This window comes from Rhizobium sp. BR 314, assembly GCF_047445805.1.
Lineage (GTDB): Bacteria > Pseudomonadota > Alphaproteobacteria > Rhizobiales > Rhizobiaceae > Rhizobium > Rhizobium lusitanum_B.
This window is the reverse complement of the sequence record NZ_JARWLA010000028.1, coordinates 75,249-88,158: the sequence shown is the minus strand read 5'-3', so window position 1 is coordinate 88,158 and position 12,910 is coordinate 75,249. Positions and strand designations below refer to the sequence as shown.

The following is a 12,910-nucleotide window of genomic DNA, read 5'->3' as shown; positions in this document are numbered from 1 at the left end:
CCCCCAAGGGGAGGGTGTTGATCGCGCGGCACCAACTTCGTTGTTCCAATATCCCAGAGATCCTCGTGCCCAAAAAGCCCTCCAGACTCGACCGCTTCAAAATCGCCAACAGCCGCCGCCTGCGCACCGGTTCGACCGATGCCGAAGCCAAGCTCTGGAAACACTTGTGGCGCATCCCGATCGAAGGCACCCATTTTCGTCGCCAGGTTCTGATCGGGCGTTATTTCGCAGATTTCGCCTGTCATCAAATCGGCCTGATCATCGAGCTGGACGGTAGCCAGCACGCGGAGGAGGCGGCGAGGCGCTACGATGCGAGGAGAACGGCTTTTCTTGAAAGGCAAGGCTAATACGTCGTCCGATTCTGGAATGCCGAAGTCATGGATGAGGTCGAGGCTGTTCTCGATACGATATTTGCCATTGTGCAGCAGCGGCAAATTTTGCTAGCAGAGGCCGACTATTTTCACCCCACTCCGGCACGCCGTGCCGACCCTCTCTCTCAAGGGGAGGGTGAGGAACCTTGACATGCCCGATCTCCTTCTCGAACTCCGCTCCGAGGAAATTCCCGCCCGTATGCAGCGCAAGGCTGCCGGTGACCTGAAGAAGCTGGTGACCGATGCCCTGGTCGAAGCGGGGCTTTCCTATGAGGGGGCCAGGGAATATTGGACGCCGCGGCGCCTCACGCTCGACATTCGCGGCCTGACTGCACGCTCGGCCGATGTGCGCGAAGAGCGCAAGGGTCCGCGCACCGATGCCAACGAGAAGGCGGTCGAAGGCTTTTTGCGCGGCGCAGGCCTTTCTTCGATTTCAGAAGCTCAGGTACAGAGCGACCCGAAGAAGGGTGATTTCTACGTTGCCGTGATTTCCAAGCCCGGCCGCGCCGCAGAGGAAATCGTCGCGGCCGTGATGCCTGACATCATAAGAAACTTCCCCTGGGCGAAATCCATGCGCTGGGGCAAGGCATCGGTAAAGCCCGGCTCGCTGCGTTGGGTGCGCCCGCTGCAGTCGATCGTCTGCACCTTCGGCACCGAGCATGAAGAGACCGTGGTCATCCCCTTCGAGATTGACGGTATCGTTGCTTCCAACGTGACCTATGGCCATCGCTTCCATGCGCCAGGCCCGATTACGGTCAAGCGTTTCGATGACTATGTCTCGAGCCTCGAAAAGGCCAATGTCATCCTGGATGCGGAGCGCCGCAAGGACATCATCCTGCACGATGCCCGCGACATCGCCTTTGCCAATGGCCTGGAGCTGGTCGAAGACGAAGGCTTGCTGGAAGAAGTATCCGGCCTCGTCGAGTGGCCGCAGGTGCTGATGGGCTCCTTCGAGGAAGACTATCTGTCGATCCCGTCCGAGATCATCCGCCTGACCATCAAGACCAATCAGAAGTGTTTCGTCACCCGTCCGCAGGCAAGCGAGACGCTGTCCAACCGCTTCATTCTCGTTGCCAATATCCAGGCGACGGATGGCGGCAAAGAAATCATCCACGGCAACGGCAAGGTCGTGCGCGCCCGTCTGTCCGACGCGCTGCACTTCTGGAAGCGCGACCAGGGCGATCTGCCCGATCTGGAAACGCTGGAAGCCTCAGCTAAAAAATTCGGTCTCGATCTGAAGAAGCCGCTCGATCAGCGCATGGCGAAACTCGACGCACTGAACGTCACCTTCCATGCCAAGCTTGGTAGCCAGGGCGAGCGCGTTGCCCGCATTCGTGCGCTGGCCGCTGACCTCGCCAAGATTACCGGCGCCGATGCCGCTCTGGTCAATCGCGCCGTTGTGCTGGCCAAGGCTGACCTTCGCACCGAAGCCGTCGGCGAGTTCCCCGAGCTTCAGGGCCTCATGGGCCGCAAATATGCGGTACTGCAGGGCGAGAACGTCTCGGTCGCCGCCGCTATCGAAGATCACTACAAGCCGCAAGGCCCGTCCGACCGCGTCCCCGAAGACAAAGTCGCGATCACGGTCGCGCTCGCCGACAAGCTGGATACGCTCGTCGGCTTCTGGGCGATCGACGAAAAGCCAACGGGCTCGAAGGACCCCTACGCGTTGCGCCGTGCCGCGCTTGGCGTCGTCCGCATCCTTCTGGAGCGCGGGGTGCGCCTGCCGCTGCTCGCAACCACCAAGGATGCCGACCTGCTCGCTTTCTTCCATGATCGTCTCAAGGTTTATCTCCGCGATCTTGGCGCCCGCCACGACCTAATCGACGCCGTGCTAACGCGGGAAACTGACGATCTGCTGATGGTCGCCCGTCGCGTCGAGGCGCTGACCGCCTTCATCACCTCCGAGGATGGTAAGAACCTGCTGGCGGGCACCAAGCGCGCCACCCAGCTGCTGGCCGCCGAGGAGAAGAAGGGCACCGTCGTTGCCGATGGCGTTTCGGAGGCCCTGCTGAAGCTCGATGCGGAGAAGGATCTCTTCACGGCCGTCAAGGCCGCCTCCGCAGAAGCCTCCGATGCGATCGCCAAGGAAGATTTCCGCTCAGCCATGGCGGCTCTTTCCAAGCTGCGCGCGCCGGTCGATCGCTTCGCCGCAGACGTGTTCGTCAACGACGAAGACGCCGCCATCCGCGCCAATCGCCTGGCTCTGCTGCGCCTGATCCGCGAAGCAACCGGCACTGTTGCCGACTTCTCGAAGATTGCGGGATAAGACATGGGGGCGCGATGACCGGAAAGATTCTCGTCAGCGCCTGCCTCATGGGCCATGCCGTCCGTTATGATGGCCGTTCTAAGCCGCTTGTACATCCGGCGATCGATCGCTGGCGCGAGGAGGGGCTGTTGGTGACGATCTGTCCGGAAATGTCCACGGGGATGGCCGTACCGAGGCCACCGGCCGAGATTGCAGGCGGCGCGGCCGGCGAGGATGTGCTTGCTGGCACAGCAAAGGTCATGGAGATCACCGGCGGCGATGTCACGGCGGAGTTTCGTCAGGCGGCAGAGAATGCGCTGGCGCTTGCACAGGAAACCGGCTGTCGCTATGCCCTCCTGATCGACGGCAGCCCATCCTGCGGCTCCGGCTTCATCTATGACGGCTCATTTTCCGGCGGCCGGCAGAATGGCATGGGCGTCACGGCGGCACTGCTCAAGCAGGCCGGTATCGAAGTCTATTCCGATCGCGAGATCGACCGCCTGGTCGAGCGGCTGGAAACCGCAGATTAGCGCGTTTTCGGTTTTCTTAGAATCGCGAAAACGCTCTATGCTCTTGTTTCTTGACGCATTCCGGACGGAAAACTGCTGTGCACTTTTCCTGGAAATGCTCTAAGGCCACCAATCGCAGCTCAAAAGAAAACCGCCGGACGCGAGCCCGGCGGTTTCGTTATTTTGCCCTATGCAGGTCAGGCGGCGCGGCGGTGATCCGCGGCCGAGCGACCTTCGGCGACGCGGAAGCCGCGGATGAGGGCGAGGAGATCTTCCGTATCGGCGGCGAGCGTCTCGGCCGATGCGGTGGTCTCTTCGGCCATGGCGGCGTTCTGCTGCGTGGCGGCATCGAGCTGGTTCATCGAAGAGGAGATCGAGCGCAGCGTCGTGTCCTGCTCGGAGGCGCTGTGGGCGATCTTCGAGACGATCTCGTTGGCGGCCTTGATCTGGTCGGAGATGCGCTTCAGCGCTTCGCCTGCCTCGCCGACGAGACGGACGCCCTGGTCGACCTGGCCGGATGAGCGGGCGATCTGGTCCTTGATCTCCTTGGCGGCTGCCGCGGAGCGCTGGGCCAGTTCACGCACTTCCTGGGCGACGACGGCAAAACCCTTGCCGGATTCGCCGGCTCTCGCCGCCTCGACGCCGGCGTTGAGCGCCAGGAGGTTGGTCTGGAAGGCGATCTCGTCGATGACGCCGATGATCTTGCCGATCTCGTCCGAAGACTTTTCGATGCCGCTCATCGCTTCGATGGCCTGGGCGACCACCGCATCGCTGCGCGATGCTTCGGCGCTGACAGCATGAACGCGCTTGCTGGCCTCGTCTGCGCCTTCCGCCGTCTGGCGAACGGCGACGGTGAGCTCGTCGAGCGCTGCCGAGGTCTCTTCGAGGCTGGCGGCCTGGCGCTCGGTGCGCTGCGACAACTCGTTGGAGGCACGGCGGATCTCTTCCTTGCTGAGACCGATGTCGTTGCCCTTGGCGTTGACGCGGCCCATCGCGGCTTCGAGATGTGACAGCGCCTCGTTGAAGTTGTTGCGAAGGCCGGCATAGCTGGCGCCGAGATCGCCGCAACGCACCGTCAGGTCGCCGCGGGCAAGATCTTCGAGCGCCTTGCCGATGACGGAGACGACACGCGCCTGTTCGCGGGCTTCGTCCTGCTGCTGACGCAGGTTCTGCTCGCGCTCGCTGCTGATTTCGAGTTCCTGGGCAGCCTGACGATCGGCCAGCATATGGCGCTCACGGATCTTTTCCTGCAGCGCCTGGGTTGCGTTGGCCATCAGGCCGATTTCATTGCGCATGTCGACGTGCGGGATTGTGATCTTCACATCTTCGTCGGCTACGGCCTTGAGAGCGCTGTGGACCTCGGCGAGCGGCCGCGTGATGCCGCGGATGCAGTACAGGGCGGCACCGATGCCAATGACGAAGACGATGCCGCAGATGAGCAGGGCGCGCCACATGGTCGTATTGATCTGCGCCTGCAGGTCATCCATATAGACGCCGCAACCGAGCACGATCTGCCAGGGGTCGAAAGCGGCCGAATAGCTGCCCTTCAGGAAGAAGTCGCTTTCGGGATGACCGGGCTTGTTCCAGTAGTAGATGGTGCGACCGCCACCCTTGATGGCCTTTTCGACCATTTCCTTGCTGAAATGGGTGCCGTTCTTGTCGACCTGCGAGGACATGTCCTTGCCGATATTGACCGGGCTCGGGTGAATGCGCTGGACGACATTATAGTCGAAGCCGAAGAAATAGCCCGACGGCGCGAAACTGACATGCGACAATACCTTGAAGGCCTCGGCCTGAGCCGCCTCATGTGTCATCTCGCCGGATTTTTCACGCTGATAATATTGGTTCATAACGGAAATGCCGGATTCGACCTGCGTGCGCAGCATGTCGAAGCGATCGTCATAGATGGAATCAGCCTGAGACCGAATCTGGAAATAGGTGGCCACCGCGAAGGCGGCCATCAGGACGCCGAGCAGGGCAAATAGTTGATGTGCAATCTTGAGATTCTTCAATGGTGCCTCCACAGGTAATTAAATACCGGTGCGGTATCCTACCGCCTGTGCGAGCGCCTGAGAGAGCCCCAATACGTTTGCCGCTGCTTGAATGACATGCTGCTGTCCGGTGACAGTAAAATCGCTATTTATGTCTAAAAAATCTTTAATTGCAGGGGCATGGTTGTGCCGATTCCCAGATGAAACCAAGGATATGCTCTCACAAACGACAGTAATATCTGCTCTGAGTTACCGTTAACGGCAACTCTTACTGGATTGTCGGATCTTTTATTCTGATAATTCGAATATTCTTAAATAAAGAATCGAATATCACTCGCGCCATAACTGATCCGGCGTCGGAAGTGCCGGCGTCACAGGGGAAGAAGCTCCACTTCTACTGCCGGAGCTCAAAGGTGGAGATATCAAGGCGCGCGGGAACGGTAGCCGCCGCTACTGGCTGCAGAGCCGCGGTTTTTGCGGCCAGGTCGATACCATCGGGAGACGGGTCGGCCGCGGCCAATGCCTCCGGGGTAGGCTTGCTGACGAACATGACGGGAGAGCCACCCATCCAAGCCTCGGTGCGCACCACCTTCTTCTCACCGTCGATCGTGCGGATGGCGACCGATTGCGTGCCCGGTGCCAGCGTCGGAACGGTATATTCCTTTTCCCTCTCCTGCGGCTTGAGGGCAGGGCAGTCGGCACAGCTCTTCGCGACGATGCTGCTCTTGCCGCTTCGCATCGTGCCTTCGACAGACTGGATGGACGAGGCTATAGCTGAACTGCCGGCCAGCAGGCATGCCAAGGTCAAGAAGAGGGTACGCATCGCAAACAGCTCCATCTAGGTTGATGGCGACATTAGAGAAGCTTTGTTTCCATACCGTCAGGAGATTAGGTAAAGATTTAATGGATCGCCGCCCGCGGCATCGACCCCATTTGTTTACGCTTCGCGCTCGACGGCGCGCCAGCCGATGTCGCTGCGGCAAAAGCCGTTTTCCCATTTAACCTCTCCTGCAAGGGCATAGGCGCGCTTCTGCGCTTCGCCAACGGTCTTGCCGGTCGCGGTCACGTTGAGAACGCGGCCGCCGGTCGCGACCAGCGTGCCGTCCTTCAAGGCTGTTCCTGCATGAAACACCTTGGCGCCCTCGCTGTCCTCAGGCAATGCGGTAATCGGCGTGTTCTTCGCATAGGAGCCGGGATAGCCTTTGGAGGCCATGACCACGGTCAGCGCCGGGTCATCGCTCCACTCGGCCCCCACCTGGTCCAGAGTACCGTTGGCGCAGGCAAAGAGCAGGGGCAATAGATCGCTCTTCAGCCGCATCATCAGCACCTGGCATTCGGGATCGCCGAAGCGGACATTGTATTCGATGAGTTCCGGACCCTTGGCGGTGATCATCAATCCAGCAAAGAAGACGCCCGAGAAGGGATGGCCGCTTTCCGCCATGCCACGCATAGTCGGCTCGATGATCTCCTTCATCGTGCGCTCGACCATTTCAGCGGTCATGACCGGGGCCGGGGAATAGGCGCCCATGCCGCCCGTGTTCGGACCGGTATCGCCGTCGCCGACACGCTTGTGGTCCTGGGCAGTGGCGAGCGCCAGCGCATGCTTGCCGTCACAGAGGCAGAAGAAGCTTGCTTCTTCACCATCCAGAAAGGCTTCGATGACGACTTCCGCACCGGCCTCACCGAATGCGCCTTCGAAGCAGTCGTCGATTGCGGCAAGCGCTTCGTCGACCGTCATCGCGACCGAGACGCCCTTGCCGGCAGCAAGCCCATCGGCCTTGACGACGATCGGCGCACCCTGTGCACGAACATAGGCCTTCGCCTTCGGCGCGTTGTTGAAGCGCTGATAGGCCCCGGTCGGGATGTCGTAGCGGGCGCAGATATCCTTGGTGAAGCCTTTGGAGCCTTCGAGCTGCGCGGCAGCGGCAGACGGCCCGAATACGGCGATATCGGCGGCACGCAGCTTGTCGGCGATGCCGGCGACCAAGGGCGCTTCCGGCCCGACGACCACGAAGTCGATCGCCTTTTCCTTGCAGAAGGCGACCACGGCATCATGATTGTCGACGTCAAGAGCAACAAGCGTTGCATGGGCGGCAATGCCCGGATTGCCCGGCGCGGCGTAAAATTCCGTCATGAGAGGCGATTGCGCCAGTTTCCAGGCCAGTGCGTGCTCGCGTCCGCCCGATCCGATCAACAGAACTCTCATGGCTTGCCCTTTCGTTGCATCCCTTTGCGCGGTTAAGCGGGCTTGGGCCAAAGGTCAAGCGTCAAATCCTGTGGAGGTTTGGCGACCAACATTGCCACGCCTTTTTCTATCGCTAAAGCGGGATATGGTTTGGACGCGAGATCGCCTCTTCTCTGGGGGATCAGCGCGTCTCGCGTCGAAAACTGTTTCTTATGCCAGCGGGATCGTGCTTATGGTCCCCCTCACGATTGTCCAGTTCAGAGAGTCACATGGCCGCCGATATTCGTTCCCTTGCCGCAACCATCGCCGCCGAGATCAATGCCCGCCCGGATCAGGCCAAATCCGCCATCGAGCTTCTCGATGAAGGCGCGACCGTGCCGTTCATCGCCCGCTACCGCAAGGAAGTCACGGGTGGCCTCGATGACACGCAGCTCCGCACGCTGGCCGAGCGGCTCGTTTACCTGCGCGAGCTGGAAGCCCGTCGCGCAGCCATTATCGAATCCATCACCGGTCAGGGCAAGATGACCGACGAGCTGATGCGCAAGGTCGCCACCGTCGCCACCAAGGCCGAGTTGGAAGATCTCTATCTGCCTTATAAGCCGAAGCGCCGCACCCGCGCCGAGATCGCCAGGGAGCGCGGCCTCGGCCCGCTCGCGGACACCATCCTCGCCGACCGTTCGAAAGAGCCCGCCGCTCTCGCCGAGGGCTTCATCACGGCCGAAGTGACCGACGTGAAGACTGCGCTGGAAGGTGCACGCGACATCATCGCCGAAGGCATTGCCGAAAATGCAGAGCTCCTCGGCAAGTTGCGCGGCCATATGAAAACGAATGCCACCTTGAAGGCCGTTGTCGTCGACGGCAAGCAGGACGCTGGCGCCAAGTTTTCCGATTACTTCGCCCATCAGGAGCGCTGGGCAACTGCGCCTGGCCACCGGGCACTCGCTATGCTGCGCGGATGGAACGAAGAGGTCCTGACGCTCACGATCGACGTCGATGTGGACGCCGTGTCACCGAACAAGCCGGTCGAGCGGATGATCGCCACCACCTACGAGATCGGCCCGAACCGGCCCGGCGACCGCTGGCTGATGGACGTCGCAAGCTGGACATGGCGCGTGAAGCTTTCCATGTCGCTGTCGCTCGACCTGATGCGCGAACTGCGCGAACGCGCGGAGGAGGAGGCGATCCATGTCTTCGCCCGCAATCTGAAGGATCTGCTGCTGGCTGCACCGGCCGGCTCGCGCGCCACCATGGGTCTCGACCCGGGCATCCGCACCGGCGTCAAGGTGGCTGTCGTCGATGGCACCGGCAAGCTCATGGAGACGACGACGGTCTATCCTTTTCCGCCGAAGAACGATGTGCGCGGCACGCAGGCGACGCTGGCGGCCCTCATTCGTAAGCACAAGGTCGAGCTGATCTCCATCGGAAACGGCACTGGCAGCCGCGAGACGGAAAAGCTGGTGGCCGATATGCTCGCCGAATTGCCGGCGCCCAAGCCGACGAAGGTCATCGTCTCGGAGGCGGGCGCTTCCGTCTATTCCGCCTCGGAAACGGCAGCACTCGAGTTCCCCGGCCTCGATGTCTCGCTGCGCGGCGCCGTCTCCATCGCTCGCCGCCTCCAAGATCCGTTGGCCGAACTGGTGAAGATCGAGCCTAAGTCGATCGGCGTTGGTCAATACCAGCACGATGTCGACCAGCAGAAGCTGTCCCGTTCGCTGGACGCGGTCGTCGAAGACGCTGTCAATGCCGTCGGCGTCGACCTGAACACGGCCTCGGCGCCGCTGCTGGCCCGCGTCTCGGGCCTTGGCCCATCGATCGCCGAGGCGATCGTCAAGCATCGTGATGGCGAAGGCGCATTCGAAACCCGCCGCGATCTGTTGAAGGTCGCTCGTCTCGGTCAGCGCACGTTCGAACAATGCGCCGGCTTCCTGCGCATCCCCAATGGCAAGGAGCCGCTGGATGCGTCCTCGGTGCATCCGGAAGCCTATGGCGTCGCCAAGAAGATCGTCGCCGCCTGCGGCCGCGACCTGCGCACGCTGATGCGCGATACGGCGACGCTGAAGGCCGTCGATCCCAGGCAGTTCATCGATGACAAGTTCGGCCTGCCGACCGTGCGCGACATTATCGCCGAACTGGAAAAGCCCGGCCGCGACCCACGCCCGAGCTTCAAGACCGCGACCTTTGCCGAAGGCGTCAACGAGATCAGCGATCTCAAGCTCGGCATGCTGCTGGAGGGCACGGTCACCAACGTCGCCGCCTTCGGCGCCTTCGTCGATATTGGCGTCCATCAGGACGGTTTGGTGCATGTCTCGCAGCTGGCCGACCGCTTCGTGAAGGATCCGCACGAGGTGGTCAAAGCCGGCGATGTGGTGAAGGTGCAGGTGGTCGAAGTGGACGTGAAGCGGAAGCGAATCGCTCTCTCCATGCGCAAAGATGGCGGCACTGTGGCGGCCCCTTCCGGGCGTGAGTCGCGCGAGCAAGGTGGTGCTCGCAACGTTGGCGTTAGGAACAATAGCCGTCCAAAGGCCGAGGAACGAGGTAGTTTTGGTGCAGCCCTGGCTGACGCACTTAAACGAAAATAAGGACTTAGCGAGAGTTTATGCAAGAATGTCACACTCTGGCAGAGTTGTTGCCAGAGTGCCAACGTGTGCGAAAAGCTGATCTTGCCACTCGGCTGTGAGACGCTAAAGTTGCCTTAATGTCATGTCATAACATTCGAGGCGTCCATGGCGTCGGCACTTTTTTCTCTCGTTAAGAAACTCATCCGTAAAGGCTCCCTCAAGCTCATGCTCGCATCGGGCGAGACGCACATGATCGGTGACGGCTCCGGCGAAACCATCGTCGCGCGCATCGCGGATCAGCAGGCGGAAGACGCGATTGCTCGCGATCCCACGCTGAAGCTCGGCGAAATGTACATGGAGGGGCGCTTCATTCTCGAGCAGGGGGATATCTATGAATTCCTCTCTCTGGTGAAGCAGAACACCACCAACGAAATCTTCGATTTCCGCATGGCGGCGCTACTGCTCGGCCGCATCGTCTTGCAGCAGATCAAGAGCCGCTCGCCGATCAACCGCAACAAATACAATGTTGCGCATCACTACGACCTGTCGGCCAAGCTCTTCGATCTCTTCCTCGATGAGGATTGGCAGTATTCCTGTGCCTATTTCAACCCGCCCGGCATCAGTCTCTACGAAGCGCAGGTGGCCAAGAAGCGCCACATCGCCGCCAAGCTCCTGGTCGAGCCTGGTCAGAAGGTGCTGGAGATCGGCTCGGGTTGGGGCGGCATGGCCATGTATCTCGCCGAGGCCTATCCGGGCCTGGACGTGACCGGAATCACGCTCAGCGAAGAGCAGCTGAAAGTATCGCGTGAACGGGCGGCCAAGCGCGGCCTCTCGGATCGTGTCCGCTTCGAGCTGCAGGACTATCGCTATCTGACCGGCAAGAAGTTCGACCGCATCGTTTCCGTCGGCATGTTCGAGCATGTCGGCATTGGCGACTACGGCAAGTTCTTCAACAAAATTGCCGAGCTGCTCGACGACAACGGCGTCATGCTGCTGCACTTCATTACGCGGCCGAAGCCGAGCTACGCCACCAACGCCTTCATCGAGAAGTATATTTTCCCGGGCGGGTACATCCCGTCCATCGGGGAAACCACGCCGCCGCTCGAAAAGGCCGGGCTGCTGACCAGGGACATCGAAACTCTGCCGATGCACTACGCCTATACGCTGAGGCACTGGCGCAACAACTTCGTCGCGCGCAAGGCAGATGCCGTCGCGCTCTACGATGAGAAGTTCTTCCGCATGTGGGAGTTCTATCTGGCTGGCTCCGAAATGGGCTTCCGCTGGGATGAACTCTTCATCATGCAGATGCAGATCACCAAGAACCAATTCGCCGTACCTGATAACCGCAACTACATTGCGGAACGCGAGGCCAAGCTGAAAGAGTTCGAGGCAACGCGCGCTCCTTTGGAGAAGGTGATGTTTTAAACACTTGCCTCCGGGCGTTCGATCACGCCGGCCCCTGGACTTCCATGGGCCGACGTTTGCATTTCAGTATTACCGTTTGCAGGGTTGGCCGACTTTCGGACTATCGTCCGACATGAACCTTGAATGTTCCGTCCTGCACCGTGCCGTCGGTATTCAATCCCGCCAGACGCAACGTGAACTGATCTGTCCCGGTGAAGCCGGCGTTTGACGTATAGTAGATGATGTTTCCCTGAACCGTCTTGCCGCTGCACAGATAGGCGTTGCTGTCCTTCGGGAATTTCGAGGCCACCGGGCCATGCTCGATCTCGACCTTGCCATGCGCCGGGTCCTTGATGACGCCCGTATAGGGGAAGCCTGCGAACGTGCAATCCTGTTTTACAAGCGAGGTGCTGGTGATTTTTGTCTTCTTGCCGGGTGCGACCCTGACGGAAAACTGACTCTGCTTGGAGCCGCTGATCGGAGCGCCGACACAACTTGAGAGTGCCACGCCGATGCCGAGAAATAAACCTAAGGAAATCAGGGATGTGGTCTTCATGGGTTTCTCTTTGCAGACTATGGGGCTTCGGCTGATCAGATACTGCTCGCAATATCCGATCAATACCTACGATTGAATAGTCCACGCTGGATTTAAATCACCGCGACAGATCGGCGCAAGTCGGCGGTTGGGCCAGCTTTCCACTTAAATTCGCTGCCGTCGGTAACAGTTCGTTGTGGTTAAGAGAGCGGTAACGCGATCCGAATAGTTTGGGGCAACTCTAGGGCCGCGTGTATGGCTCTTTGTATTGCGTATCAAGGGGTTGCATCATGTTCGCGAGATCGCGTCTTTTTATCAGTTTCGGTTTACTCGTTGCTTCCGCTTCCGCGGCTGCCGCAGATGGTCAACATTTTTGGTCGGGCAACTGGTATCTAAGCGTCGGTGCAGCCGGTTTCTCGGCACCGAAATTCGAAGGCGGCAAGCACAACAGGCTGCAGTGGCAGCCGTTGATCTCGGTCGGCAGGCAAGGGCCAGGACCGCGCTTCTCGTCGCGCAACGACAACCCTTCTTTCGCTCTCATCGAAAGCGATGCCTTCCGGTTCGGTATCGTCGGCAAGTTCGTGCGCAGCCGCGACAGCAGCGATGGGCGCGAACTCATCGGCCTGAAAAAGGTGAAGTGGGGTCTGGAAGCCGGCGGTTTCGCCGAGGTTTATCCGACCGATTGGCTGCGCGCCCGTGTCGAAGTGCGCCAGGGCATTCGTGCCCATAGCGGCCTCGTCGCCGATGCCGCCGTCGATGCCTTTACCGACATTACGCCGGAACTGCGCCTATCCGGCGGCCCCCGCATGACGGTTGCCACCAACGACTATTTCAATACCTATTATGGTGTCAACGCGCGGGAGGCGGCAGCATCCGGGCTGAGCCAGTATAGTCCAGGCGGCGGCGTCAAGTCCGTTGGCGTTGGCGGCGCGCTGACCTGGAAGGCCTCGGAAAACTGGACCACGAGCACGTTCGTGGAATATACCCGCCTGACCGGCCCGGCCGCCGACAGCAGCCTCGTGCGAGAGCGCGGCGACCGCAACCAGCTCCTCATCGGCATGTCGGCCAGCTACAAGTTCAACTTCACGGCCAACTGACGAATGAACGGGGCT

Annotated in this window: 10 protein-coding genes; 6 read left to right on the top strand and 4 right to left on the bottom strand. The window is 60.6% G+C overall.

Going from position 1 to position 12,910, the window contains the following annotated elements; genetic code table 11:
- The first annotated feature begins 14 nt into the window (after positions 1-14).
- The 3 genes from QD461_RS26835 to QD461_RS26825 all read left to right on the top strand — a co-directional run bounded on the left by QD461_RS26835 (position 15) and on the right by QD461_RS26825 (position 3,146).
- Positions 15-347, top strand: a complete 333-nt coding sequence (locus QD461_RS26835; protein WP_414090380.1) for an endonuclease domain-containing protein — start codon at positions 15-17, stop codon at positions 345-347.
- Positions 348-522: 175 nt separating this feature from the next.
- Positions 523-2,637: a glycine--tRNA ligase subunit beta gene (glyS, locus tag QD461_RS26830; protein ID WP_414090377.1), complete on the top strand. Its 2,115-nt coding sequence runs from the start codon at positions 523-525 to the stop codon at positions 2,635-2,637.
- Between the two features lie 14 nt (positions 2,638-2,651).
- Positions 2,652-3,146, top strand: coding sequence for a DUF523 domain-containing protein (locus QD461_RS26825; protein WP_414090376.1), 495 nt, complete (start codon positions 2,652-2,654; stop codon positions 3,144-3,146).
- A gap of 176 nt (positions 3,147-3,322) precedes the next feature.
- On the opposite strand, the gene QD461_RS26820 is transcribed toward QD461_RS26825, so the two are convergent.
- From QD461_RS26820 to purD, 3 genes are all read right to left on the bottom strand, one after another.
- Positions 3,323-5,137: a methyl-accepting chemotaxis protein gene (locus QD461_RS26820; RefSeq protein ID WP_414090375.1), complete on the bottom strand. Its 1,815-nt coding sequence runs from the start codon at positions 5,135-5,137 to the stop codon at positions 3,323-3,325.
- Positions 5,138-5,510: 373 nt separating this feature from the next.
- Entirely contained in the window at positions 5,511-5,939 is a 429-nt protein-coding gene (locus QD461_RS26815) for a plant virulence effector HPE1-like domain-containing protein (protein ID WP_414090374.1), read from the bottom strand.
- Between the two features lie 114 nt (positions 5,940-6,053).
- Positions 6,054-7,322, bottom strand: a complete 1,269-nt coding sequence (gene purD / locus QD461_RS26810; protein ID WP_414090373.1) for a phosphoribosylamine--glycine ligase — start codon at positions 7,320-7,322, stop codon at positions 6,054-6,056.
- Positions 7,323-7,570: 248 nt separating this feature from the next.
- On the opposite strand from purD, the gene QD461_RS26805 reads away from it, so the two are divergent.
- Both QD461_RS26805 and QD461_RS26800 read left to right on the top strand, forming a co-directional pair.
- A complete protein-coding gene (locus QD461_RS26805; protein ID WP_414090372.1) occupies positions 7,571-9,880 on the top strand; it encodes a Tex family protein in 2,310 nt (769 codons plus the stop codon).
- 144 nt (positions 9,881-10,024) lie between these two features.
- Positions 10,025-11,284 (top strand): class I SAM-dependent methyltransferase, encoded by a 1,260-nt coding sequence (locus tag QD461_RS26800; RefSeq protein WP_414090371.1) that lies wholly within the window; start codon positions 10,025-10,027, stop codon positions 11,282-11,284.
- 100 nt (positions 11,285-11,384) lie between these two features.
- Here QD461_RS26800 and QD461_RS26795 read toward each other — a convergent pair whose 3' ends face one another.
- Positions 11,385-11,819 carry a hypothetical protein gene (locus QD461_RS26795; RefSeq protein WP_414090370.1) on the bottom strand — a complete coding sequence of 145 codons (435 nt, stop codon included), beginning with the start codon at positions 11,817-11,819 and terminating at the stop codon, positions 11,385-11,387.
- A gap of 269 nt (positions 11,820-12,088) precedes the next feature.
- Between QD461_RS26795 and QD461_RS26790 the strand changes: the two genes are divergently transcribed.
- Complete coding sequence (locus tag QD461_RS26790) at positions 12,089-12,895, top strand: MipA/OmpV family protein (protein ID WP_184700876.1); 807 nt, start codon at positions 12,089-12,091, stop codon at positions 12,893-12,895.
- Positions 12,896-12,910 lie beyond the last annotated feature (15 nt).